This is a genomic window from Quadrisphaera sp. DSM 44207 (genome assembly GCF_900101335.1).
In the GTDB taxonomy this organism is placed as follows: domain Bacteria; phylum Actinomycetota; class Actinomycetes; order Actinomycetales; family Quadrisphaeraceae; genus DSM-44207.
The window spans coordinates 941,022-964,179 of sequence record NZ_FNKA01000001.1; the positions used below are offsets into that span (position 1 = coordinate 941,022).

Sequence of the window (23,158 nt, forward strand, 5' to 3'; positions counted from 1 at the left end):
CCCGCCTCAGCCGTGCACCCGGCGCACCCAGGCGGCCGGGTCGGCGACCTCCTCGGGCGCGGGCAGCGCGGCCGGCCCGCTCCAGACGGCGTTCAGGCCGGCCGTGCCCACGCGGCGGGTGACGCCGCGCACGAACCGGGCGCCGTCGGCGTACTGGCGCAGCTTGGCCTCCAGGCCCAGCACCGAGCGCAGCACCTGGTCGACCAGGCCGCGCGAGCGGGCGCGGCGGGCGGCGAAGCGGGCGCGGATCAGCGCCACGCTCGGCACCACCTGCGGCCCCACCTCGTCCATCACCACGTCGGCGTGCCCCTCCAGCAGGGACATCACCGCCGTCGCCTCGGCCAGGGCGCGGCGCTGCGCGGGCGTCTGCAGCAGGTCGAGCAGGCCGACGGGCGCCCCTGCCGCCCCGCCGGACGCCCCGCCGCCGCGGCGCACGAGCTCCGGCAGCGACCGGACGGCGGCGGCGGCCCGCTCCAGGCCGGCGCCGGGGTCGCCGACGAGGTCGTCCGCGAGGGCGCGCACGCGCTCGCGCAGGTGGTCGGCCAGCCACGGCGCCGCGGCGAACTGCACCCGGTGGGTCTCCTCGTGCAGGGCCACCCACAGGGCGAAGTCGTCGAGGTCGACGTCGAGCTGCTGCGCGACCTCCAGGACGTTCGGCGCCACGAGCATCAGCCGCCCGCCGTCCGGGCCGAAGGCGTCGTACTGGCCGAGCACGCGCGGGGAGAGCAGCGCCAGCAGGGAGCCCAGCTCGGCGCCGGTGACGCTGCGGGTCACGGCCGTCGCGGCGCGCCCGTCGCCGAGGCCGCCCCGGGAGCGGCGGCGCGAGGAGCGCCGCTCGCGCTCGCGCCGCGCGAGCACGTCCTCCAGGAGGGGCTCGAGCAGCGCCCGGAAGGCCGTCACGTTCGCGCGCGCCCACGCGCCGCGCTCGACGACCACGGCGCCGGGGCCGGCCGGGACGTCGAGGCCCGTCACCCGCGCGACGTGCGCCGGGGCCTCGGCGGCCGCGGCGCGCAGCAGCTGCACGACGTCGGCGGCCCGCTCGGGGCTGACGCGGGGACCGGGCCGGCTGAGCCGGACGGCGGTGCGGGCGGCGAGGTCCCAGTCGACCGGCCCGGTGCGCGGGCCGGTGCGCGGGCCGGTGCGCGGCCCGCGGCGCGGGGAGGGCGGCGGCGGCGCCGAGAGGTCCACCGACCCACCGTAGGCCCCGCACCGGGCGGGTGCTGCGAGGTGGCGGCGCCGGCGGCGACCCCCGCGCCGCCTGCTGGACGCGTGCGGGTCGTCGACCCCGCCCGCGCGCCTCCCGGACGGGCCGCGGGCGACGGGCGGCGGGGACGTCGCCCGTCCGGCCCCTCAGCGGCAGCCGCAGCGGGCGAGGGCGTCGGCGACCGCGTCGACGGCGGCGCGCGCGGGCCCCGTCGGGCCCGTCGCGTCGGCGAGGACGGCGAAGGCCAGCAGCCGCCCGTCGGCGTCCACCACGGTCCCGGCCAGGCTCGTCACGCCCGTCAGGGACCCCGTCTTCGCCCGCACGGCGCCCGCCCCGACCGGCGGCGGCGCGCCGTCCGCGCCGGTGAAGCGCTCCGCGAGCGTGCCGGTCAGCCCCGCCACCGGCAGGGCCGCCAGCAGCGGCCGCACCCGCGGGTGGTCCGGGCCCGCGGCGGCGGCGAGGACGCCGGAGAGGACGGCGGGCGGCACGCGCGAGCCGTCCCCGAGGCCGCTGCCGTCGGCGAGCGCGGTCGCGGAGGTGTCGACGCCGAGGGCGGCGACCTCGGCCAGGACGGCGGCGGCGGACTCCCCCGGGCCCGAGGGCCGCCCGGCGTCGGCGGCCACCACGGAGGCGAGGGCCTCGGCGGCGGTGTTGTCGCTCTCCGCGAGCACGTGCTCGACGACCTCGCGCAGCGGCGCCGAGCGCACCTCGGCCAGCTCCTCGGCGTCGGCCGCCACGGGGCCGGACGTGCGCGCGGGGGCGCCCTGCACGGCGACGCCGCGCTCGGCGAGCAGGGCGGCGAAGGCGGAGGCGGCGGACAGGGCGGGGTCGGCGGAGCGGGGGCCGTAGCGCCCGGGAGGGCGTCCGGGGGAGAGGCGGCCGGCGTCCACCCCGAGGGAGGTCACGGGAGCGGCGTACCCGGAGCTGAGGTCACCGGGGTGCCAGCCGGGGGGCACCGCGGGCGCGCCGCCGGTGAGGGAGTCGTCGACGGCGAGGACGACGGCGCCCGTCCCGCGCTCGCGCAGCGCCTGCGCGGTCGCGTCGGCGAGGTCCGCCAGCCCGGCGCGCCCGGCGGCGGCCGCCGGGTCCCCCGCGCCGGCCGCCAGCAGCACGTCGCCGCCGCCGACGAGGACGACCTGGCCGGGAGCGGCGCCCGCGACGACCCGCGTCGGCAGGGTGGCGTCGGGGCCCAGGCGCTCCAGGACCGCCGCGGCGGTCAGCAGCTTGGCGACGGACGCGGGCTCGCGGGCGGTCGCCGCGCCGTCGTCGAGCAGCACCCGGCCGGTGGTGGCGTCCACCACGGACCCGCCCACGGCGCCGCCGAGGGCGGGGGCGCGGAGCAGGGGCCCCAGCGAGGTGGCCAGCACCGCGGGGTCCGGCTCGGGGGCCGCCGCCGCGAGGTCGGGCAACGCGTCCGGGGCCCGCGGGGCCAGCAGGGCGCCCGGTGCGGGCGGCAGCTGCGGCGCGACCGGCACGGGGTCGGTGGTCAGCACGCCGGGGACGACGTCGGCGGCGTCCGCCACCGCGTAGCCGGCGCCGGCGGCCAGGAGCAGGCCCGCGGCGGCGGTCACCGCGCCGACCCGGCGGGCTCCCGGCCGGCGCGCTGCACGGCGTCCTGCCACGGCACTCCTCGCCTCGACCGGGACGGTGCGGGTCGTCGTCGCGCGGACCCGTGCGCGAGACTACCCGCGCACGCGGGGCTCCCGGGAGCCCGCGCGAGACCGTGCGGCCCCGACGGCGGCGCTGCCGGAGGCGGATGGAGGAGAGGCTGTGGAGTTCGACGTCACCATCGAGATCCCGCGCGGCTCGCGCAACAAGTACGAGGTGGACCACGCCACGGGACGCATCCGGCTGGACCGGATGCTGTTCACCGCCACCCGCTACCCCGCCGACTACGGCTTCATCGACGGCACCCTCGGTGAGGACGGCGACCCGCTGGACGCGCTGGTGCTGCTGGAGGAGCCGACGTTCCCCGGCTGCGTCATCCGCTGCCGGGCGATCGGCATGTTCCACATGCGCGACGAGGCCGGTGGCGACGACAAGGTGATGTGCATCCCGATCGACCCGCGCATGGAGCACCTGCAGGACCTCCCGGACCTCGGCGAGTTCCACCGCCTGGAGATCCAGCACTTCTTCGAGACCTACAAGGACCTCGAGCCCGGCAAGTCCGTCGAGGGCGCGCACTGGGTCGGCCGCGACGAGGCGGAGGAGGAGATCAGGAACTCCGTCAAGCGGCTCGCCGACCACGGCGGCCACCTGCCCGACGACCACCACCCCGAGCCCCTGACCGAGGCCTGAGCCTCGAACGGGCCCCGTTCGGCAGCGGCCTAGGGGCGGCCGGCCCAGGTCATCGACCGGGCCATCCGCAGCGGCGCCTCGCGCACCGGCACCCCGGCGCGCGGGGCCTCGACGACGCGACCGGAGCCGGCGTACACCGCCACGTGGTAGACCGTGGCCGGGTCGTCCGGGTCCGTGCCGTAGAAGACGAGGTCCCCGGGCCGCAGCTGCGAGTACGGGATCTTCTCCGCGCGGCGGTACTGGTCGCGCGAGGTGCGCGGCAGGCCGACCCCGCCGCGCTTCCACGCCTGCGAGGTCAGCCCGGAGCAGTCGTAGGCGTCCGGTCCGGAGGCGCCCCACAGGTACGGCGTGCCGATCTCCCCCCGGGCCCACTCCACGGCGGCCCGCCCGCCGGCGGCCGACCCGCTGGAGCTGCCGGTCGGGACGACGGGGGTGTCGGGGGCGCTCGGCGCGCCGGCGTCCGAGGCCGTTCCCGAGGACGTCGCCGTGGAGGTCGCGGAGCCGTCGGCCGCGGGGCTCGGGGACGCCGTCGAGCGGGTCCTCCGCGCGGTGCCCGGCGAGGCGCTGCTCGAGGGCGTGCTGCCCGACGACGCGCCGCTCGAGGACGAGCGGCCGGACGACGACGCGCCGGTGGCCGCCGACGGGGCCGCCGACGGGGCCGCCGACGGGGCCGCCGACGGGGCCGCCGACGGGGCCGCGGTCGGGGCGACGGGGCCGGAGGCCGAGCGCCGCTGGCGGTCGGCCTCCTGGCGCCGGAGCCTGTCCTCGGCGGCCGCGGCCTCCTCGCGCTCGCGCCGCTGGCGCTCCAGCGCCGCCTGCCGCCGCTGCTCCAGGGCCACGCTGGTGCCCCGCAGCTCGGCGAGGCGGGCCACCAGCCGGGCGCGGGTGGCCTCGGTTCTGCCGACGAGGGCCTGCGCGTCGGCGGCGGAGGCCGCGGCGGCCCGGCGAGCGGCGTCGGCCGCGCCGGCCGCCGCGCGCTGGTCCGCCAGCGCCCGCTGGGCCTGCTCGTCCATCAGGCCGGCGACGACCTCGGCGGCCCGCATGCGCTGGTGGGCGCGCTCGCGCACCTCCCCCACGGCGTCGAGCAGCGCCGCGCGGTCGAGCAGGTCCTGCGGGCCGCCCCCGTCGAGGAAGGCCGAGACCCCGGCCAGGTCACCGCCCGAGCGGTAGGAGCCCGCCGCCAGCCGGCCGATCGCGCGGCGGGCGTCCGCGACGCCGGCGCGGGCGTCGCCGGCGGCGGTGCGCGCGGCGTCGGCCGCGCCCGTGCGCTGCTCCAGCTCCGCCTGGGCGGCGCCGTACTCCTCCGTCGCGGTCGCGGCGCGCACCTGGGCGTCCTCCAGCCGGGCCGAGGCCAGGGCGAGCTGGGCCTCCGCGGAGGCCACGGACGTGGCGGCCGCGTCGGCGTCGCGGCGGGCGTCGTCCACCTGCTGCTGGCTGGGCGCCTCGGGAGCGGCGCTCGCGGGCAGCCCGGAGGCCAGCACCAGCGCGGCGGCCGCCGCGACGGTCCACGGGGCGGTCCACGGGGCGCGCGGCAGCGGGCGGCGCGCGGCGCCGCCGGGGCGCGGTGCGGTCGGCCGGGCTCGTTCCACGGCCCGTGCATCGGCACCGGCCGCGGCCGCCTTGACCCTCCGCCCGGACGGCCAGCCCCCGCTCAGCGCGCGCAGGCGCCGCGCTCAGCGCACGGAGCGCTCGTCGTCGAGCTCGTTGAAGCGGCGCAGCAGGGCGGCCAGCTGGTCCAGGTCCTCGTCGCTCCAGGACTCCAGGCGCTCCTGCATGTGCTCGCGCCGGGCGCGGCGCACGCGGTCCAGCCGCTCCTGGCCCAGGGGGGTGAGCACGACCACCTGGGCGCGGGCGTCCTCCGGGTCCGGGGAGCGGCCGACGAGGCCGAGGCGCTCGAGCGTCGCGAGCTGGCGCGAGATGGTGGGCTTGCCGATGCCGAGGTAGGCCGCCAGGTCGGTGGCGCGCGCGCCGTCCCCGGCGGACAGCCTCAGCAGCAGCCCGTACGCCCCCGGCTCCAGGTCGGGGTGCAGGTCGCGCGCCAGCTGCCCGGAGATCGCGCGGGCGCGGCGCAGCAGCACGGCGAGCTCGCGCTCGAGCCGGTCGACCGGGGCGTCGCTGACCACGGGCAGATCATGTCAGGCCCGCAGCGGTGCCGCGGTGATCCGCACGTCGGGGCCCACGGCGACCACCTCCCGCACCCGCAGGCGGCGGGCGGCGGCGATGGTCGAGCCGGTCGCGGTGGTCGCCAGCGCCGCGGGCCCCTGCCCCAGCAGCGCGGGCGCCAGGTAGGCGACGACGCGGTCGACCAGGTCGGCGTCGACGAAGGCGCCCGCCAGGGTGGGGCCGCCCTCCAGCAGCACCGAGCGCACCCCGCGCGCGTGCAGCACCCCCAGCGCGGCCGCGAGGTCGACGCCGCGCCCGCCCGGGCCGGCACCGACGTCCGCGGCCGTCAGCACCAGGGTCGGCGCGGCGCCGTCGCGCACGCGGGCGCCGGCCGGCGTGCGGCCGCGGGCGTCGAGGACGACGCGCAGCGGCTGGCGGGCCGGCGGCGGGTCGGTGCGCGCCGTCAGCGCGGGGTCGTCGGCGAGGACCGTGCCGACCCCCACCACGACGGCGTCCGCGCGCGAGCGCAGCGCGTGGACGTCGGCGCGCGCCTCCTGCGAGGTGATCCAGCGGCTCGTGCCGTCGGCGGCGGCGCTGCGGCCGTCCAGCGTCGCGGCGACCTTCCACGTCACGAGCGGCCTGCCGGTGCGCACCGCGTGCAGCCACGCGGCGTTGACCTCTGCGGCCTCCTCCGCGAGCAGGCCGCCCTCGACGTCCACGCCGGCGGCCGCCAGCACCGCCGCGCCGCCGCCGGCGACCGGGTCGGGGTCGGCGACGGCGTGCACGACCCGCGCGACCCCGGCGCGCAACAGGGCCTGCGTGCACGGCCCGGTGCGGCCGGTGTGCCGGCACGGCTCGAGGGTGACGACGGCCGTGCCGCCGCGGGCGCGCCCGCCCGCGGCGGCCAGGGCCTCGACCTCCGCGTGCGGGCCGCCGGCGCGCCGGTGCCAGCCCTCCCCCGCCACCGCGCCCGCGGCGTCCAGCACCACGCAGCCGACCACGGGGTTTGGCGAGGTGGTCCCCAGCCCGAGCGCGGACAGCTGCACCGCCCGGGCCATCGCCGCGCGCTCGCGCTGCCGGCGCTGTTCGTGCGCTCCTGCGTCCACCCGTCGACGCTACCCGCGCGCCCTCGCCCGGATCGCGCGGAGCAAGGGTAGGCTGCCCTTCGTGACGGTAGCGGAGACGAGCGCCCCGGGCGCCAGCAGCCCGCGCGCCCTGCCGACCTACCGCAGCTTCGAGGCCCGCGTCAGCCGCACCGAGCGGCTCTGCCCGAGCTTCCTGCGCGTCACGTTCACCGGGGAGGAGCTGCACTCCTTCGGCCTCGGCGGCGCCGACCAGCGCATCAAGCTGCTGCTGGCCCCGGACGGCGGCACGCTCGACCCGGTGCGCCCCGCCGGCGCCGACTGGTACGAGCGGTGGCGCGCCCTGCCCGAGGCCGCCCGCCCCGTGCTGCGCACCTACACCGTGCGCTCGGCCCGCCCGCGGCTGGCGGAGGTGGACGTCGACTTCGTCCTGCACGGCGTCGGGCCCGGCGCCGCGGACGCCGCGGGGCCCGCGTCGCGGTGGGCCGCGGCCGCGCGCGCCGGGGACCGCGTGCTGCTCGTCGGCCCGGACAGCAGCGGCGCCGGCCGCGCCTGGGGGTGCGAGTGGGCGCCGCCGGCCGACGCCGGCACGCTGCTGCTGGCCGGCGACGAGACCGCCGTCCCCGCCGTGTGCGCCGTGCTGGAGCAGCTGCCCTCCGGGCCGCGCACCGTCGTGCTCCTGGAGGTGCCGGAGCAGGGCGACGTCCTCGACGTCCCGGCCCCGGCGGGGGCCGAGGTGCGGTGGCTGCCGCGCCGCACGGCCTCCGGCACGCGCCCGCACGGGCAGCTGCTGACCGCCGCCGTCCGCGAGGCCGTGCGCGGCGCGACGGCGCCGGTGGGCGCCCGCCCGGCCGGCCTGGCGCGGGCCCTCGCCGAGCCCGAGGACGTCGACGTCGACGGCGCGCTGCTGTGGGAGGTGCCCTCGGCGCCGGCGGCGGCCGCCGGCGGGCTCTACGCCTGGCTGGCCGGGGAGGCGGGCGTGGTCAAGGAGCTGCGCCGGCACCTGGTGCGCGACGTCGGGGTGCCGCGCTCGTCCGTGGCGTTCATGGGCTACTGGCGGGCGGGCCGCGCCCACGCGGTCTGAGCCCGCGCCCGCGCGGTCCGAGCCCGCACCCGCGCGGCGGGCGGGACGGCCCCGCCGGCCGCATCTGCCCGTGCCTGCCTGCGCCTGCCCGTGCCTGCCCGTGCCTCCCTGTTGGCAGGAGCGTCGCGGGCGACGAGAATGGCCGGACCCACCCCCACCGCCGCAGGAGGGTCCGTGTCCGGTCGTGCAGAGGACCTGCGAGACGCCCTGGTCGCGCCGCCGCCCGACGTGCTGCCCGTGCTGTCGCGCGGCAAGCACCGCAACCCGAGGCAGGGCGCCTGCTTCATGGAGCTCGCCTCCTACCTCGCCGGCGAGCGGTGGAGCGACCACCCCGCGTGCACCCACCCGCTGCTGGCGCACACCGCCCGGTACGTCAACGACCACACCTCCGACGCGGGCCGACCGCGCCTGGCGGCGCTGATCCCCTCGGTGATCGGGCTGACGAGCGACGACCCGCACGTCGACGCCCGCCTGGCGCTGCTGTGCGCGAGCCGGGCGCTGCCGGTCGCGGCCGAGGAGCGCCAGCGGGTCCTCGCCGTCGCCGCGCTCACGTGCGACCGGTTCCTCGCCGACCTCGACGGGCGGCCCGCCGGTCAGCTCGAGGAGGCCACGCGGGCGGTCCTGGCGCGGGTGCCGCTGGCGGCCCGGTGGGCGGACCGCTTCGCGGCCGAGACCCCGCCGACTACCAAGGCGTTCCGGCGCAGGACGGCCCCCCACGTCGTGGGCTACTCCGTGCACGCGCTGGCGCTGGCCTGCGTGCCGGACCCGGACGCGCTCATGCGCGAGGTGCTCGCGGAGGCGGTCGACGCCTGCCGCTCCTGGACGGCCGCCGCGGCCGCGCCGCAGCGCCCCGTCGACACGGGGGCCTGGCAGGCGGCGTGCGCACTCACGGGGGCCGGCGGGACCCGGAGGGGGTAGCGCGCCGCGGCCGCCCTCACGGTGACCCGGGTCAGCGACGCCAGGCCGCTGCTGACGTTGACCACGACCGGGGCGCTCGAGCGCTGCAGCAGCGGCAGGAACGCGGGCGTGACCCGCACCACGCCGAGGACGTTGGTCTCGAACAGCGGCCGCGCCTGCTCGGCGGTCGCCTCCGCGGCGCCGACCACGCTCCCGTCCGGCCTGCGCCCCTCGACGCCGGCGTTGTTGACCAGCACGTCCAGTCCGCCGTCCGCCTCGACGGCCCTCGCCGCCGCGGCGACGGACGCCTCGTCGGTGACGTCCAGGAGGACCAGCCGGGCGCCCAGCTGCTCGGCGGCCCGCCGCCCGCGCTCGGCGTCCCGGCTGCCCGCGCAGACGGTGTGACCCGCGGCGACGAGCCGGCGGGCGGTCTCGAAGCCGAGGCCCTTGGTGGCGCCGGTGATCAGGATCGTCGTCATGGCGCCAGGTTCGGCGGGGGCGGTGCGCTCAGCCAGGCGTCCGGTCTTCCTGGGACCACGGGTACCAGGAAGACCCGGCGGTGGCGGTGGACACTGGCGGGCGTGGCGGCGGAGTTCGGGCGGGTGGTGCGCCGCTGGCGCGACCGGGTCTCCCGTCGGGCTCCCGCCGGGCGCGACCAGGCGGTAGCCGTGCCGCGCGGTCCGTCGTCCGCGCTCCCGGCGCCGCTCAGGACAGGGCCCCGGCGCTGTCGCGGGCCCACTGGGCGAAGGTGCGCGGAGCGCGGCCGGTGAGGGCCCGCACGTCCCCGGACGGCTCCAGGACGGCAGCGGCCGGGCCCACGGTCTCCAGCACCGAGGTGGTCACGGAGTGCGGGGTGCCGGGAGGGAAGACGTCCCGGGCCGCCTCGGCCTCGCTGATCGCCTCCACCTCCAGCGGCCGGCTCAGCACCTCGGCCAGGACCCGGGCCTGCTGGCGCACGGAGATCCTCTCCGGGCCGGTGATGGAGAACGCCCCGGTGGGCGGGGTCTGCGCGAGCAGGACGGCGACCGCGGCAGCGGCGACGTCGGCCGGGTCGACCACGGGCAGGGCGACGTCGGGGTGGGGGGTGCGCACGGCGCCGTTCCCGCCGGGACGCGCCCCCGCGGCCCAGAGGAGGACGTTGGAGTCGAACCCGGCCGCCCGCAGGAACGTCGCCGGGACGCCCGCGCCGGTCAGCGCCGCCTCACCGGCCCGGTGCCGGGCGGTGATGGCGTTCGCCTCCCCGCTGGGCAGGTCGGTGGCGGCGGTGAAGGAGGACAGCAGCACCACGTGCTGCAGGTCCGCCTCGGCCGCCGCGCCGGCGAAGGCCGCGCCGTCGTCGTCGGCCATGGTCAGGTGGGCGCGGTCCACGCCCTCCAGGGCGCGGCGCAGGTCCTCGGGGTCGGTCAGGTCGCCCTGAACGACCTGCACGCCCTCCGGAACGGCCCCGGTGGCGCGGGCGCGGGCGGCGCCGCGGACCAGCACCACGACGTCGTGGCCGTGCTCGGGACGCGTGCTGACCAGCTGGCGCACGACGTGGCCGCCGACGGTGCCCGTGGCGCCGGTGACGAGGAGCTTCACGGTGGTTCCCTCCAGTGCCCGCGCCGACCCTCGGCGCGTTAGCATTGATAATAAAAGCACATGATCACCGGTAACACAATTGCCGCTAACACTTGGGTGTTACCGTCTTCGCATGGCACTCGCCTCGGCCGCGGCCGGCGGCCCCGCAGCGGCCGCGGCGAGTCCGCGGGAGCGGATCCTCGCCGCTGCGGCGCACCTGCTCGCCGCGGGCGGGCGCGAGGCGGTCACCACGCGGGCGGTCAGCGCCGCCGCCGACGTGCAGGCCCCCACCATCTACCGGCAGTTCGGCGACATGCGGGGCCTGCTGGACGCCGTGGCGAGCCGGGGCTTCGCCGCCTACCTGCGCTCCAAGGCCGACCGCGAGCGGCTGGCCGACCCCGTGGAGGACCTGCGCGCCGGCTGGGACCTGCACGTGGACTTCGGGCTGGCCAACCCCGCGCTGTACGCGCTGATGTACGGCGACCCGCGCCCCGGCGGGGGCGGGCAGGCGGCCGAGGAGGCCCGAGCCGTCCTGCACCAGCTGGTCCAGCGGGCGGCCGAGGCCGGGCGGCTGCGCGTCGGCGTCGAGCCCGCCGCCCGCATGATCGGCGCCGCCGGCGTCGGGGTCGTGCTCACCCTGCTGGCCGCCCCGGAGCGGCACCGCGACCTCGCGCTCTCCCGCGCCACCCGCGAGGCGGTCCTGGCCGCCGTCACGACCGCCCCCGGGGCCGGCGCGCCGGAGGGCCCCGAGGAGGAGCGCGAGCGCACCAGCACCCGCGCCGTCGCCCTGCGGGCCGCCCTGGGTCGAGCGCCCGGCGGCCTCACCGCGGCCGAGCACGCCCTGCTCCTGGAGTGGCTGGACCGGATCACCGCCCAGCCGTGAGCCCGGCCGGCCTCCGCAGCGCTCGACGGGCCTGGCCCCGGCGCGGGACGACGTGCCCGCGCCGCACGGCGAGACGCAGCAGGAGCCCCGTGACCACGAGGCAGACGAGGATCGCGGGCAGGCCCGCCTCGAGCCCGGAGCCGCCGCCGGTGAGGAGCGCGGGGCCGTCCACGACCGAGCGCAGGACGCCGTCGGACCCGCAGGCGGGAGCGGTGCCGTACAGGGCGCTCTGGGACCAGTTCCACCCCAGGTGGACGCCGATGGGCAGTCACAGGGTGCGGGTGGCGGCGCAGGCCGCCGCGAGCAGGGCCCCGCCGCGATGCGCACCGTCGCCCACGGTGACGCCCTGATCTCCCCCGCGGTCACCCGCGCCCTCATCGGCCGCCACGCCGACCGCCTGCACGACCCCCCGGGTAGCGCCGGCCCGGTCGGCGCGCTGACCCCGCGCGAGGTCGAGGTGCTGCGCCTGGTCGCCGAGGGCCGCTCGAACGCGGAGATCGCCGCCGACCCCGTCGTGAGGACCGAGGCGGTCAAGACCCACGTCTCGCGCATCCTCACCGAACTAGGGCTGCGCGACCGCGTCCAGGCCGTCGTCCACGCCCACCGCACCGGGTTGGTGGACCCGCGCTCCTGAGCCGGTTCAGGTGGGGCTCGGCGGCGCCGGCAGCTGCTCGGGCGGCCGGGGCCTCACGACCAGCACCTCGCACGGCGCGCGGCGCACCACGTCGCTGGCGACCGTGCCGAGGAGGCGGTCGGCGATGCTGGTATCGCGCACCGCGCCGACGACGACGAGGTCCGCGCCGCGCTCCTCCGCCGTGGTCAGCAGCGCGGCCGCCGGCTCGGCCTCCACGAGCAGCGCCGCCGAGATCGTCGCGGACTGCTCCTGCGCCACGGCCACGGCCGCGGCGATGGCGGCGCTGGCCGCCGCCCGGCCGGGCAGCTGCCCCAGGCGCGGGTCGGCGCCCAGCGCCGCGACGCTGCGCGCGTCCTGGCGGGAGGAGACCCCGCCGAAGGCGCAGACGATGACCAGGTCGGCGTCGTCGTGGGTCGCCAGCCACGCGGCCCGCGCGACCGTGGGCGCCGCCAGCGTGGAGCCGTCGGTGCCGACGACGATGGTGCGGTAGTCGTACAGGGACGTCATCGCCGCCGCCCTCAGTGGGCGCCCGCAGGGACCTGCAGGACGTCGTCGACGTGCCGGACGATGGGCGGCTCCTTGATCCACGTCATGGCGGCCGCCGCGCACGCCAGCAGGATCCCGGCGAACAGGATCGCGCTGGTCGGCTCGCCGCCCAGGACGGCCTCGAAGACGAACCCGAAGGTCAGCGACTGGATGAGCATCGGGATGACGATCATCATGTTGATGATGCCCATGTACACCCCGAAGCGGGTGGAGGGGATCATCCGCGTGGCCATGATGTAGGGCACGCCCATGATCGAGGCCCACGCGATGCCCAGCCCGGTGATCGGGACGAGCAGCAGGTACCGGTTGCCGATGGAGGGGACGATCGCCAGCCCGACCGCGGCGCACAGCAGGCAGACGATGTGCACCCACTTCGCGCCCCGCCGGCGCGCGAACCCGACGAGCGGGAAGGCGACGAGGAAGGTGACGACGCTGTACCAGCCGTTCACCAGCGAGGTCGTCGCCAGCGCCTGGTCGTACTCGGGGTCCGCCGCCGTCGCGCCGTAGACCGACTGCGCGATGGACAGGGAGATGAACTGCCAGTAGGTGGCCATGGCGTACCACTGGAACAGGTACACCAGGGCCAGCTTGCGCAGCTCGACGGGCATCTCGACGATCGCGTCCTTGATCTCGACGAGCGCGACGCCCAGGCCCCCCTTCTTCGCCCGCAGGGCCGCCAGCTCCTCCGGGCTCGGCGGGAGCTCGGGGGTGCTCAGCACCGAGATCAGGACGGTGGCGATGGAGCAGACCGCGCCGAGCAGGAAGGAGCCGACGACCCAGTAGGGGATGCCGGCGTCGGTGGCGCCGGTGATGAACTGCTGGAAGACGAACAGGGAGATGGTCGCCAGGGTGATGCCGAAGCCGGTGAAGAAGCTCTGCGCGAGGAACCCGTTGCCGAGCTGCGACGGCGGCAGCCGGTCGGAGATGAACGCCCGGTACGGCTCCATCGCCGTGTTGTTGCTGGCGTCGAGCAGCCAGAGCAGCAGCACCGCCATCCAGATCGCCGTGACGAACGGGAAGAGGAACAGGCAGATGCTGCAGCCGATCGCGCCGATGAGGAAGAACGGCTTGCGCCGCCCCCACCGCGGGCTCCAGGTGCGGTCCGACAGGGCCCCGATCAGGGGCTGGATGAACAGGCCGGTGATCGGGCCGGCGAGGTTGAGGATCGGCAGGTCGTGCGGGTCGGCCCCCAGGTAGTTGTAGATGGGGTTCACCGCGTTCTGCTGCATGCCGAAGCTGTACTGGATCCCGAAGAACCCGAAGTTCATGAGCAGGATCTGCCGCATGGTCATCAGCGGCTTCTCGCGCACCACCGTGGTGTGCGCGGCGGGTGCGGCCGTGGCGGTCACCGCGCCACCCCCGGCGCGCTGCGGCTGCTCAGGTGCGCCTGGAGGCGCTCGAGCTCCTGCTCCCAGCCGCGGCTGTGGTAGCCGGCGACGTCCTGCTCGAACGGGCCCTGCACGATGCGCACCAGCGTCCCGTCGCGCCCCGTCCTCGTGAACTCCACGCGCAGCTCCAGGAGCGAGTCCGGGTCGATGCCGGGGTCCCCCGCGATCCGCTGGCGCGCCACGAAGACGTCCGGCTCGAAGAGCTCGGTGAAGACCGCGTCGGTCGTCACGCGCACCGTCGGGTCGTCGTCCCGGACCTTCACGTGGTGGTGGCGCCCGCCCGGGCGCAGGTCGGAGGCGACGGTGTCGGGTTCGACGTGCCAGCCGGGGCTGCCGCGCCAGCGCGCCATCTCCTCCGGCGCCGTCCAGGCCCGGAAGACCTCGGGGCGAGGGTGGTCGAACTGGCGCTCGACGACGACCATGATGTTCCCGGGCATGAGCTCCCCCAGCCGCGGCCCGCGCCCGGGCGCCCCCGCGTCCGGCTGCGCTGCCGCTCCCGGAGCCTCTCTTTCGGGGTGCGCGCCTGTCACCCCAGGGGGCAGGTTCATGCCACTCAGGACGGGCGGCCAGCCCGAGGGCGCAGGAGCGCCGCGCACCGCACGGCCTGCAGGGCTGCGGGGAGCCGCCTGTGGGAATCGAACCCACGACCTACGCATTACGAGTGCGTCGCTCTGGCCGACTGAGCTAAGGCGGCGAGACGCCGGCCGGAGGACCGGCGCCGGTCAGAAGCGTACCCGGCAGCGGGAGCGGCCAGGACCGGAACCCTCGCGGACGGGCGGTCACCCGGGTCCGCGCCGGTGGTCCCCGTCATGCCCTCCGGCCGGGCGCTCGCGCTCCGCCCCGCGACACGCGGCCCCGGCGGGACCTACCGTGCCGCTCGTGGACACGGACCCGCCCCCAGACCCGCGCACCGGCCCGCGCACCGGCCCGCACGCGGACCTGGCCGGCCGCCGCGCCGTCGTCACCGGCGCCGCCAGCGGCATCGGGCTCGCCTGCGCCCGCGCCCTCGCCGCCGCGGGCGCCGACGTCCTGGCCGTCGACCGCGACGGCGAGGGCCTGTCGGCGCTCGCGGCGCAGACGGGTGCCCGCACCGCGGTGGTGGACCTGCTCGACCTCGACGCCGCCGGGCAGATCGGCGAGGGCGCCGACGTCGTCGTCAACAACGCGGGGGTCCAGCACGTCGCCCCGCTGCACGAGTTCCCGCCCGAGCGGTTCTCGACGATCCTCACCCTGATGCTCGAGGCGCCGTTCCGCACGGTGCGCGCCGCGCTGCCCGGCATGTACGCCCAGGGCTGGGGCCGCGTGGTCAGCATCAGCAGCGTGCACGGGCACCGGGCGAGCGAGTACAAGGCCGCCTACGTCGCCGCCAAGCACGGCCTGGAGGGCCTGTCGAAGGTGATCGCCCTGGAGGGCGCGCCGCACGGGGTGACGAGCAACTGCATCAGCCCCGGCTACGTGCGCACCCCGCTCGTCGAGGGGCAGGTCGCGGACCAGGCGCGGGTGCACGGCATCGCCGAGTCCGAGGTCGTGGCGAGGGTGATGCTGGAGCGCTCCCCCGTCAAGCGCCTCGTGGAGCCGGAGGAGGTCGCCGCGGCGGCGCTGTTCCTGTGCGGGCCGGCCTCGGCGTCCGTGACCGGCACCTCGCTGGTGCTGGACGGCGGGTGGACGGCGCGCTGAGCGCGCCCTGCGGCACGACGAGGAACGGAGGCAGCGGTGGACAAGGTGGTGGGCTCGGTGGCGGAGGCTGTCGCGGACGTGCCCGACGGCGCGACGCTGGCCGTCGGGGGCTTCGGCCTGTGCGGGATCCCCAGCGCGCTGATCGGCGCGCTGCTGGAGCAGGGCGCCTCCGGCCTGGAGGTGGTCTCGAACAACTGCGGGGTCGACGACTGGGGCCTGGGGCTGCTGCTGCGCGCCGGGCGCATCCGCCGGGTGGTCGGCTCCTACGTCGGCGAGAACAAGGAGTTCGCCCGCCAGTACCTGTCCGGGGAGCTGGAGGTGGAGCTGACCCCGCAGGGCACCCTGGCCGAGCGGCTGCGCGCCGGCGGGTGCGGCATCCCCGGGTTCTACACCGCCACCGGGGTGGGCACGCAGGTGGCCGAGGGCGGGCTGCCGTGGCGCTACGCGCCCGACGGGTCGGTCGCGGTGGCCTCCCCGCCCAAGGAGACCCGCACCTTCCCCGTCGACGGGGAGGAGCGCGAGTTCGTCCTCGAGCGCGCCATCGTCGCCGACGTGGCGCTGGTGCGGGCGTGGAAGGGCGACCGGCACGGGAACCTCGTCTTCCGCTCCTCGGCGCGCAACTTCAACCCGCTGTGCGCGATGGCCGGGCGGGTGGCGGTCGCGGAGGTCGAGCAGCTCGTCGAGCCGGGCGAGATCGATCCGGACGCCGTCCACCTGCCGGGCGTGTACGTGCACCGGGTGGTGCCGCTGACGCCCGAGCAGGCGGCGGACAAGCGGATCGAGCGGCTGACCACCCGGCCCCGCACCGCCCCGGCGGGCGCGGCAGCCGGCGGCGGAGAGGAGGCGGGGTCCTGATGGCCTGGACGCGCGAGCAGATGGCGGCGCGCGCCGCCGCGGAGCTGAGCGACGGCTCCTACGTCAACCTCGGCATCGGGCTTCCCACCCTGGTGCCCGACCACGTCCCGGACGACGTCGAGATCGTCCTGCAGTCGGAGAACGGGATCCTCGGCGTCGGCCCCTACCCGAGCGAGGACGAGGCCGACGCCGACCTCGTCAACGCCGGCAAGGAGACCGTCACCGTGCGCCGGGGCGCGTCGTACTTCGACTCCGCGACCAGCTTCGGCATGATCCGCGGCGGCAAGGTCGACGCCGCGATCCTCGGGGCGATGCAGGTCTCCGCGCGCGGGGACATCGCGAACTGGATGGTGCCCGGCAAGCTCGTCAAGGGCATGGGCGGGGCGATGGACCTCGTCCACGGCGCCCGCCGGGTCGTCGCGCTCATGGAACACGTGGCCAGGGACGGGTCGGCGAAGGTGGTCCAGGAGTGCTCCCTGCCCCTGACCGGGCGGGGGGTGGTGCAGCGGATCATCACCGACCTGTGCGTGCTCGACGTCACCGACGGCGGGCTCGTGCTGCGCGAGCTGGCGCCCGGCGTCACCGCGCAGGAGGTCCAGGACAGGTCCGAGCCGCCGGTGCGCGTCGCCCTCGACCCGCGCTGAGGCCCCGGGCGGAGGCCCAGCGCGGGCCCCGACGCGAGTCCGGACGCGGGCTCAGCGCCGGCTCAGCGCCGGCTCAGACGGTGAAGCGGCCGACCAGGGCCTGCAGCTGCGCGCTGACGCGCCGCAGCTCGACCGCGGCCTCCTGGGACTCGGCGACGCCCCGGGTGGTGGAGGCCGCGGCCTCCGCCACCCCGGAGATGTTCTGCGCGATCTGCACGGAGCTCTCGGCGGCCTCGGCCACCGAGCGGGACATCTCCCCGGTGGTGGCGGTCTGCTCCTCCACCGCCGAGGCGATGGTGGTCTGGAAGTCGCTGATGGAGGTGATGATCGAGGAGATCTCCTCGATCGCCTCCACCGCCCCGGTGGTGTCGGCCTGGATCGTCTCCACCCGGGCGGCGATGTCCTCGGTGGCCTTGGCCGTCTCCTGCGCCAGCTCCTTGACCTCGTTGGCGACCACGGCGAAGCCCTTGCCCGCCTCACCGGCCCGCGCCGCCTCGATGGTGGCGTTCAGGGCGAGCAGGTTCGTCTGCTCCGCGATCGAGGTGATCACCTTCACGACGTCGCCGATCTCCCTGGAGGAGCTCCCCAGCTTGGTCACGGTGCTGGTCGCCTGCCCCGCCGCGGCCACGGCGTCGCTGGCCACCCGGGCCGCCTCGGAGGCGTTGGTGGCGATCTCGCGGATGGAGGCGCCCATCTCCTCGCTCCCGGCGGCCACGGTCCCGACGTTGGAGGACACCTGCGAGGCGGCAGCGGCGACGACGCCGGCCTGCGCGGCGGCCTCCTCCGCGCTGGCCGCGATCACGTGCGAGGTGGCGCCCAGCTGCTCGCTGGTGCTGTCCAGGCTGGCGGTGCTGCGCGCGATCTCCCGCACGGTGTCGGCGACCTGGGAGGCGAAGCGGTTGAAGGCCGCGGCGAGCGCGCCCAGCTCGTCCCGGCGGTCCTCGTCGGCGCGCTGGGTCAGGTCGCCGTCCCCGTCGGCGATCTCGGCGAGGCGGGCGGTCAGGGCGGCGAGCGGTCGCGTCAGCGATCGGGTCAGGGCCACGCCGATGACCACCACGAGCACCAGGCCGGCGACGCCCGCGACGAGCATCACCCGCTCGGCGCGCTCGGCGGCCACCACGGCGCGGGCGGCCGCCTCGTCGCTGCCGCTCCGGGCCGCCTCGACGACTCCCTCGACGCTGGCGGCGATCGTGGCGAAGTGCTCCAGCGACTCCCCGGACGCCAGGTCGTTGGCCGCCGCGACGCTGCGCGGGTCCCCGGCCCGGTAGGCGGCGACGATGCGCTCGTCGGTGGCGAGGAAGCTGTCGAAGGCCTCCTGGGCCGCCGTCAGGCTCGCCCGCTGCTCGGCGGTGAGGTCGTAGGCGGCGACGCGGGCGAGGTCCTCGGCGAAGGCGGCCGTGGAGGCCAGGAACTGCGCGCGCTGCCCGACGTCGTCCTGGGTGGCGCCGGGCACGCCCCGCACGGTGTCGAACGCGTACCCGGTCTGCCAGCCGGCGAAGTCCGCGGTGCGGAACTTCGCCTCCAGCGCGTCCCCGGTCAGGTCGACCTGGCCGGCCAGGGCCGCCGTGGCGCGCCGGCTCTCCGCGAGGCTGGTCACGCCGTTGACGACGACCACGACGAGGATGCCGGCGATCAGGGCCAGGCAGAGCGCCATGCGCCGGCCGATCTTCAGGAAGGACACGACTGGCTCCAGCGACGTCGGGACGCGACGCCTGCCGTCGCTCAGGGGTGCTTCGGCACGGCGGCGGGAGACTTGAGCGGCGCTGCCGCGCGGGTGGAGCGGACGGGGGGTGCACGCCCACCGCGAGGAGGGGAGGTCGGCCTCACCCGGGGCGGCGCCCTCCAGGCCGCTGCTGGCTGCCACCCGCCGACCGTCGTGCTGCCCGGGGTCAGCGGGCGCCGTGCTCCTGGGACGGCGGGCTCAGGGGGCGCCGTCCGGGCTCTCGAAGAGGCCCTCGACGGAGAGGTACCGCTCCCCCGTGTCGTAGCAGTACGTCAGCACGCGGGCGCCGTCCGGCAGCTGCGGCAGCGTCTGGGCCACCGCGGCCAGAGCCGCGCCCGAGGACGCGCCGACGAACAGCCCCTCCTCGCGCGCCGCGCGCACGGCGTACGCGAAGGCGTCCTCCTCGGTGACCTGGACGGTGCCGTCGAGGGTGCCGGTGTGCAGGTTCGCGGGGAGGAACCCGGCGCCGATGCCCTGCAGCCGGTGGGGGCTGTGCTGCCCGCCGCTGATGACGGGCGAGTTCGCCGGCTCGACGGCGTACGTGCGCAGCTGCGGGAAGCGCTCCTTGAGCACCTCGCTGACGCCGGTCAGGTGACCGCCGGTGCCCACGCCGGTGATGAGCGCGTCGAGGCCGTCGGGGAAGTCGCGCAGCACCTCCTGCGCGGAGGTGCGCCGGTGCACCTCGACGTTGGCCGGGTTCTCGAACTGCTGCGGCATCCACGCCCCCGGGGTGGCGGCGACGACCTCCTGCGCGCGCTCGATCGCCCCGCGCACGCCCTTCTCGCGCGGAGTCAGCTCCAGGCGCGCGCCGTAGGCGGCCATGAGGCGCCGGCGCTCGACCGACATCGACTCGGGCATGACGAGCACGATCCGGTAGCCCTTGACGGCGGCGACCATCGCCAGGCCCACGCCGGTGTTCCCCGACGTCGGCTCCACGATGGTGCTGTCCGGCTGCAGGACCCCGCGCTGCTCGGCGTCCTCGACCATCGCCAGGGCGATGCGGTCCTTGATGCTCCCGCCGGGGTTGGCCCGCTCGGACTTCAGCCACACCTCGGCGTCGGGGAACAGGCGCGCCAGGTGGATGTGCGGGGTGTTCCCGATGGTGTCGAGGACGCTGTTCGCTCTCACGGGGCCTCCTGGGACCGGCTCGTCGTGCCCGGACGCTACCGCGCGACGGCAGCGCCGCTGGTCACGCCCTCAGGAGCTGCTCGCGGCCGCGGCGACCGCGTCCGCCACCGCTCGCGCGCCGTCGGAGCCCAGCAGCACCGAGTAGTGGTTGGTGCCGGGCACCTGCCGCGCGGCCACGTGCGCCGGCAGGCGCAGGGCCGCCAGGCGCTCCTCGTCGTAGAGGCCCTGGGGCTCGTCGAGCAGGCCGCGGGCCGCCCACAGCAGCTGCGCCGGCACCCCGGCGCGGGCCGCCGCCGAGAGCGCGGCGGCGTCGGCGAGGACGTCGCGGCCGTCGGTGCGCACCGCCTCGGAGGAGCACGAGGAGCGGTGCCCGCCCTCGCCGTCCTCGACGAGGTCGTGCAGCAGGTGCCCGGCGACCGCGCCGGTGGCGTCGTCGGCGAGGACGGGCCCCACGGCCGGGTGCTCGCGCCAGAACCCCAGGTACTCCTCCGGGCCGGGGAAGCGGGCGCCGAGGCGGCGCAGGGCCGGGCCGAGGACGGCCTCGAGCACGGCGTCGGGGTCCGCGCCCGCAGGGGCGGGGAAGCCGAGGCCGCCGTCGACGAGGACCAGGCGGCGCACGCGCCCCGGGTGCCGGGCGGCGGCCAGGGCCGCCACGAACGCGCCCATCGAGTGCCCGACCAGCACGCCGGCCTCGACCCCGGCGGCGTCGAGCACCGCGACGACGTCGTCGGCGTGCGCGGCGAGCCCGTGCGGGCCGGGCAGGTGCCGGCTCTCCGCGCGCCCGCGCAGGTCCGGCGCCAGCAGCGCGGCCCGCCCGGCCAGCTGGCGCGCCACGGGGCCCCACGCCAGCCCGTTGGAGGTGATGCCGTGCACGGCGAGCACGGGCTGCGCGCCCGCCGGCCCCGCCCCGAGCCGGTGCACCGCCAGCCCGCCACCGCGCACCGGCACGCGCAGCAGCACGCCGGCGGCGTCCCGCGGCTCGGTCACGGCCGGCTCAGCTCCCCGCGCCAGCGGGCGCGGCGGTGGTGTGCTGCGCCTCGCCGGCGACCGGCGCCTCCGGCTCGGGCCGACCGCGCACGAGCCCGACCAAACCGCCGGGGGCGAAGAAGGCCACAACGATGAAGAGTACGCCCAGGACGAACAGCGGCTCGGACGCCGGCACGCGCAGCACTGCGGACAGCCCCTCCACGACGTCGGACCCTGCCAGCTGCAGGAGCCGGTTGTCGAGGTAGGCGTACACCACCCCGCCGAGCACCGCGCCGTAGCGCGTGCCCGGCCCGCCGAGGACGACCATGACCAGCAGCGGCAGCGTCAGCTCGCTCGTGGTCAGGTGCGGCATCGCGCCGCCGACGACGAGCAGGTGCACGAGCCCGCCGAGCGTGCCGAGCCCCCCGACGATGACGAAGGCCAGCAGCTTGGCGCGGAACGTGGAGACGCCCAGCACCGCCAGGCGCTCCTCGTTCTCGCGCACCGCGGCCCATGCGCGGCCGGCGCGCGAGCGCATGAGCCACTCAACGGCCGGCCAGCACAGCAGCAGGTACGCCAGCGCCAGCCAGTACCAGCAGGGCGCATTGAGCACGCCGGTCAGCAGCGCCGGGACGGCGTGGCGCACCAGTGGCAGGCCCTCCTCGCCGCCGGTGAGCCCGCTGGGGTTGCGCAGCACGAGGATGGAGCCCGCCTGCGCGACGGCGAGCGTCACCATGGCGAAGGCGATGCCGCTCACCCGCAGGGCCACCACACCCACGACCAGCGGCAGCGCAACGCCGGCAGCCAGCACGAGCCCGACGGCGGGCAGCCAGGGCGAGGTCGAGCTCGGCGAGCGCGAGCGCCGTCACGTACGAGCCGGAGGCGACGAAGAGGGCGTGGCCGAAGGAGAGCAGCCCGGTGCGCCCGAACAGCACGTCGTAGGACAGCGCGAGGCCCCCGAAGACGAAGCACAGGGCCAGCAGCTGCATGGAGCCGGGGCTGTTCGCGCCCCCGGGCAGCAGCCCCGGCACCTCGAGGATGACCCACGGCAGGAGCACGAGGAGCATCAACACGGCTACCGGGACGAGCGCGCGGGCGGCGCGGCCGGCGCCGTGCCCGTGCGTCGCAGGTGGTTGTGCTCGGCCACCAGGGGGCGCACCTTGCCGCGCAGCAGCACGCCTTGCCGCGCATTTTGCAAGTGCGACAGTCACTAATGAAAGTCCGGCGACTACTTCATACAGTACTAATCTTTGGCAGGTCTTCAACAGGACAGTAGTCTCCCAAACTGTGTACACGCCAGCTGTGCGACTTGAGAACATCATCGAGGTCGAGCCGCCGCTGAAGCGTAAGAATCACGAGGTCATCTACCAAAAACTCACCTGTCGCCCTGACGGTGGCTCCCGGATCGGGCGTAAGCTTTACGTAGGCGATGTCTGGCGAGGGATACTCAGGGCGGGTCGCCATACCACGATTGCGGACGACTTTGCGCGCCTGGCGGAGAGTCCGCCGCCACGAGGTCAACGACTGCGGGGTGACGATGGAGCGCAACTCATGACGTGCGCGCGGCCCTTCCAAGATGTTGCAGAACCGACGGGCCGTCCGAAGCACGTGCAGGTGGCCTTCAGCTTCTGCCTGTCGCCAGGCTGCGGCCTCGTCAGTCGGTAGCAAAGCCGGGCCCCATGGGTGTCGGTAACGCACGGCATCAACGGCAGCTCGCGGTGCACGGACGTCGAGGCCTGGCCGTTCGAGGGCAAGGAGGTCTCGATCTCCGCTGACGAGGAGACTCGCCTGCGTCGACTCAGCGAGAGCAAGGAGGTAGTCGTCATCCGGATCGCGACACACCCGCGTCCAGGTCTCCTCTGGCGGGTCCTCGACATGGTCAGCCAGCAGCGTCAGCGCTCGTATGAACTGTTGACCACCCTCAAAGCGAGGTACCGGTAGAACTTTTTCCGCTCAAGGACCCCCTGGAGCTCCGAGAGCAGCAATGGGGAGACCAGGAGCACGGCCTGGCCCTCGACCGCCAGGTCGAGCACCTCGGCCGGTGCTCCCTTACCGGTGATGGCCGCGGAGACGTACACACCGGGGTCCACCACCAAGCGTGGGATACCAGGGCGCTCCGGGTGCTCTCCCCTCATGGAGCCAGGCCGTCGTCCCTCAGCACTGCACGACCGCGAGCCTTGCGAGCAGCGCGGACAGCCTTCACCTCGTCCCGTGCCAACTCGCTGGCTTGCTCCTCACTGAGATCACTGTTCGCGCGCACCGCGGCCAGCACATCAGTCAGGAGTCGTGTAGCGAGGCTGCGGCGGATCGAGTCTTCGATGACCTGATCCCTGCTCGTGCCCAACTGCTCAGCCACTTCATCGACCGAACGCAGGACCGCTGCATCAAGCTCGACGCGAGCTCCGACCTTTGTCATGACACCCCATCCCTCCTGTCGCAACCAGCCTAGACGGAGAACCGTTCCACGACGGGCCCTCACGCCTCGGCAT

The 23,158-nt window shown here is 76.7% G+C and carries 23 protein-coding genes, 1 tRNA gene and 2 pseudogenes; 7 read left to right on the forward strand and 19 right to left on the reverse strand.

Annotation, left to right across the window (positions count from 1 at the left end):
• Positions 1-6: 6 nt before the first annotated feature.
• Together BLS82_RS04450 and dacB are read right to left on the reverse strand one after the other, a co-directional pair.
• Positions 7-1,188, reverse strand: coding sequence for a zinc-dependent metalloprotease (locus BLS82_RS04450; protein WP_092861872.1), 1,182 nt, complete (start codon positions 1,186-1,188; stop codon positions 7-9).
• Positions 1,189-1,350: 162 nt separating this feature from the next.
• Entirely contained in the window at positions 1,351-2,826 is a 1,476-nt protein-coding gene (gene dacB / locus BLS82_RS04455) for a D-alanyl-D-alanine carboxypeptidase/D-alanyl-D-alanine endopeptidase (RefSeq protein WP_218123543.1), read from the reverse strand.
• Between the two features lie 148 nt (positions 2,827-2,974).
• Here dacB and BLS82_RS04460 point away from each other — a divergent pair, with 148 nt between their 5' ends.
• Positions 2,975-3,502: an inorganic diphosphatase gene (locus BLS82_RS04460; RefSeq protein ID WP_092861876.1), complete on the forward strand. Its 528-nt coding sequence runs from the start codon at positions 2,975-2,977 to the stop codon at positions 3,500-3,502.
• Positions 3,503-3,531: 29 nt separating this feature from the next.
• Here the strand turns inward: BLS82_RS04460 and BLS82_RS04465 are convergent, their stop codons facing one another.
• The 3 genes from BLS82_RS04465 to ribD form a co-directional block, all read right to left on the reverse strand.
• On the reverse strand, positions 3,532-5,091 hold the full coding sequence (locus tag BLS82_RS04465) for a C40 family peptidase (protein WP_092861878.1): 1,560 nt from the start codon (positions 5,089-5,091) through the stop codon (positions 3,532-3,534).
• Between the two features lie 84 nt (positions 5,092-5,175).
• Positions 5,176-5,625 carry a MarR family winged helix-turn-helix transcriptional regulator gene (locus tag BLS82_RS04470; RefSeq protein WP_218123544.1) on the reverse strand — a complete coding sequence of 150 codons (450 nt, stop codon included), beginning with the start codon at positions 5,623-5,625 and terminating at the stop codon, positions 5,176-5,178.
• A gap of 12 nt (positions 5,626-5,637) precedes the next feature.
• On the reverse strand, positions 5,638-6,663 hold the full coding sequence (gene ribD, locus BLS82_RS04475; RefSeq protein WP_092861882.1) for a bifunctional diaminohydroxyphosphoribosylaminopyrimidine deaminase/5-amino-6-(5-phosphoribosylamino)uracil reductase RibD: 1,026 nt from the start codon (positions 6,661-6,663) through the stop codon (positions 5,638-5,640).
• Between the two features lie 109 nt (positions 6,664-6,772).
• On the opposite strand from ribD, the gene BLS82_RS04480 reads away from it, so the two are divergent.
• Positions 6,773-7,771 carry a siderophore-interacting protein gene (locus BLS82_RS04480; RefSeq protein ID WP_176818917.1) on the forward strand — a complete coding sequence of 333 codons (999 nt, stop codon included), beginning with the start codon at positions 6,773-6,775 and terminating at the stop codon, positions 7,769-7,771.
• A 725-nt stretch (positions 7,772-8,496) separates the two neighbouring features.
• Here BLS82_RS04480 and BLS82_RS04490 read toward each other — a convergent pair.
• Together BLS82_RS04490 and BLS82_RS04495 are read right to left on the reverse strand one after the other, a co-directional pair.
• On the reverse strand, positions 8,497-9,147 hold the full coding sequence (locus BLS82_RS04490; protein ID WP_218123545.1) for an SDR family NAD(P)-dependent oxidoreductase: 651 nt from the start codon (positions 9,145-9,147) through the stop codon (positions 8,497-8,499).
• Positions 9,148-9,373: 226 nt separating this feature from the next.
• Positions 9,374-10,246: an NmrA family NAD(P)-binding protein gene (locus tag BLS82_RS04495; RefSeq protein ID WP_176818919.1), complete on the reverse strand. Its 873-nt coding sequence runs from the start codon at positions 10,244-10,246 to the stop codon at positions 9,374-9,376.
• A 112-nt stretch (positions 10,247-10,358) separates the two neighbouring features.
• Between BLS82_RS04495 and BLS82_RS04500 the strand changes: the two genes are divergently transcribed.
• Positions 10,359-11,108 carry a TetR/AcrR family transcriptional regulator gene (locus BLS82_RS04500; protein WP_092861886.1) on the forward strand — a complete coding sequence of 250 codons (750 nt, stop codon included), beginning with the start codon at positions 10,359-10,361 and terminating at the stop codon, positions 11,106-11,108.
• Positions 11,109-11,427: 319 nt separating this feature from the next.
• Positions 11,428-11,742: pseudogene (locus tag BLS82_RS04510) on the forward strand (response regulator transcription factor); the annotation flags it as partial.
• 6 nt (positions 11,743-11,748) lie between these two features.
• On the opposite strand, the gene BLS82_RS04515 reads toward BLS82_RS04510, so the two are convergent.
• The 4 genes from BLS82_RS04515 to BLS82_RS04530 form a co-directional block, all read right to left on the reverse strand.
• On the reverse strand, positions 11,749-12,249 hold the full coding sequence (locus BLS82_RS04515) for a universal stress protein (RefSeq protein WP_092861892.1): 501 nt from the start codon (positions 12,247-12,249) through the stop codon (positions 11,749-11,751).
• An 11-nt stretch (positions 12,250-12,260) separates the two neighbouring features.
• The gene (locus BLS82_RS04520; RefSeq protein WP_092862782.1) at positions 12,261-13,580 is read right to left on the reverse strand and encodes an MFS transporter; all 1,320 of its coding nucleotides are present in this window, start codon (positions 13,578-13,580) and stop codon (positions 12,261-12,263) included.
• A 53-nt stretch (positions 13,581-13,633) separates the two neighbouring features.
• Positions 13,634-14,113 carry an SRPBCC family protein gene (locus BLS82_RS04525; RefSeq protein WP_092861894.1) on the reverse strand — a complete coding sequence of 160 codons (480 nt, stop codon included), beginning with the start codon at positions 14,111-14,113 and terminating at the stop codon, positions 13,634-13,636.
• A 183-nt stretch (positions 14,114-14,296) separates the two neighbouring features.
• A tRNA-Thr gene (locus BLS82_RS04530) sits at positions 14,297-14,370 on the reverse strand.
• A gap of 185 nt (positions 14,371-14,555) precedes the next feature.
• Between BLS82_RS04530 and BLS82_RS04535 the strand changes: the two genes are divergently transcribed.
• From BLS82_RS04535 to BLS82_RS04545, 3 genes are read left to right on the forward strand one after another with little or no spacing between them, the layout of a single operon-like run.
• Complete coding sequence (locus tag BLS82_RS04535; protein ID WP_176818920.1) at positions 14,556-15,353, forward strand: 3-hydroxybutyrate dehydrogenase; 798 nt, start codon at positions 14,556-14,558, stop codon at positions 15,351-15,353.
• A gap of 36 nt (positions 15,354-15,389) precedes the next feature.
• Positions 15,390-16,208: a CoA transferase subunit A gene (locus tag BLS82_RS04540; RefSeq protein WP_092861898.1), complete on the forward strand. Its 819-nt coding sequence runs from the start codon at positions 15,390-15,392 to the stop codon at positions 16,206-16,208.
• Positions 16,208-16,852 carry a CoA transferase subunit B gene (locus BLS82_RS04545; protein ID WP_092861900.1) on the forward strand — a complete coding sequence of 215 codons (645 nt, stop codon included), beginning with the start codon at positions 16,208-16,210 and terminating at the stop codon, positions 16,850-16,852. The genes BLS82_RS04540 and BLS82_RS04545 overlap by 1 nt, the downstream gene beginning before the upstream one ends.
• 73 nt (positions 16,853-16,925) lie before the next feature.
• Here the strand turns inward: BLS82_RS04545 and BLS82_RS04550 are convergent, their stop codons facing one another.
• The 8 genes and pseudogenes from BLS82_RS04550 to BLS82_RS15210 all read right to left on the reverse strand — a co-directional run bounded on the left by BLS82_RS04550 (position 16,926) and on the right by BLS82_RS15210 (position 23,085).
• Positions 16,926-18,533, reverse strand: coding sequence for a methyl-accepting chemotaxis protein (locus BLS82_RS04550; RefSeq protein WP_218123549.1), 1,608 nt, complete (start codon positions 18,531-18,533; stop codon positions 16,926-16,928).
• A gap of 240 nt (positions 18,534-18,773) precedes the next feature.
• On the reverse strand, positions 18,774-19,703 hold the full coding sequence (gene cysK / locus BLS82_RS04555) for a cysteine synthase A (protein WP_092861902.1): 930 nt from the start codon (positions 19,701-19,703) through the stop codon (positions 18,774-18,776).
• A 69-nt stretch (positions 19,704-19,772) separates the two neighbouring features.
• Positions 19,773-20,690 (reverse strand): alpha/beta fold hydrolase, encoded by a 918-nt coding sequence (locus BLS82_RS04560; RefSeq protein WP_218123551.1) that lies wholly within the window; start codon positions 20,688-20,690, stop codon positions 19,773-19,775.
• 7 nt (positions 20,691-20,697) lie between these two features.
• On the reverse strand, positions 20,698-21,480 hold the full coding sequence (locus BLS82_RS16000; RefSeq protein WP_218123552.1) for a branched-chain amino acid ABC transporter permease: 783 nt from the start codon (positions 21,478-21,480) through the stop codon (positions 20,698-20,700).
• 82 nt (positions 21,481-21,562) lie between these two features.
• Positions 21,563-21,991: pseudogene (locus BLS82_RS16710) on the reverse strand (hypothetical protein); the annotation flags it as partial.
• Positions 21,903-22,511, reverse strand: coding sequence for a hypothetical protein (locus tag BLS82_RS16715; RefSeq protein WP_369811020.1), 609 nt, complete (start codon positions 22,509-22,511; stop codon positions 21,903-21,905). The pseudogene BLS82_RS16710 and the gene BLS82_RS16715, both read right to left, overlap by 89 nt.
• A gap of 50 nt (positions 22,512-22,561) precedes the next feature.
• Complete coding sequence (locus tag BLS82_RS04570) at positions 22,562-22,762, reverse strand: hypothetical protein (protein ID WP_176818921.1); 201 nt, start codon at positions 22,760-22,762, stop codon at positions 22,562-22,564.
• 38 nt (positions 22,763-22,800) lie between these two features.
• The gene (locus BLS82_RS15210) at positions 22,801-23,085 is read right to left on the reverse strand and encodes a hypothetical protein (RefSeq protein ID WP_143028739.1); all 285 of its coding nucleotides are present in this window, start codon (positions 23,083-23,085) and stop codon (positions 22,801-22,803) included.
• Positions 23,086-23,158: the final 73 nt, after the last annotated feature.

Bases quoted from the DNA above. Each gene is read 5' to 3' on its own strand.
- BLS82_RS04525 (WP_092861894.1), bottom strand. From the start codon at position 14,113: ATGCCCGGGAACATCATGGTCGTCGTCGAGCGCCAGTTCGACCACCCT.
- BLS82_RS04500 (WP_092861886.1), top strand. From the start codon at position 10,359: ATGGCACTCGCCTCGGCCGCGGCCGGCGGCCCCGCAGCGGCCGCGGCG.
- BLS82_RS04520 (WP_092862782.1), bottom strand. From the start codon at position 13,580: ATGACCATGCGGCAGATCCTGCTCATGAACTTCGGGTTCTTCGGGATC.
- BLS82_RS04490 (WP_218123545.1), bottom strand. From the start codon at position 9,147: ATGACGACGATCCTGATCACCGGCGCCACCAAGGGCCTCGGCTTCGAG.
- ribD (WP_092861882.1), bottom strand. From the start codon at position 6,663: ATGGCCCGGGCGGTGCAGCTGTCCGCGCTCGGGCTGGGGACCACCTCG.
- BLS82_RS04545 (WP_092861900.1), top strand. From the start codon at position 16,208: ATGGCCTGGACGCGCGAGCAGATGGCGGCGCGCGCCGCCGCGGAGCTG.
- BLS82_RS04515 (WP_092861892.1), bottom strand. From the start codon at position 12,249: ATGACGTCCCTGTACGACTACCGCACCATCGTCGTCGGCACCGACGGC.
- BLS82_RS15210 (WP_143028739.1), bottom strand. From the start codon at position 23,085: ATGACAAAGGTCGGAGCTCGCGTCGAGCTTGATGCAGCGGTCCTGCGT.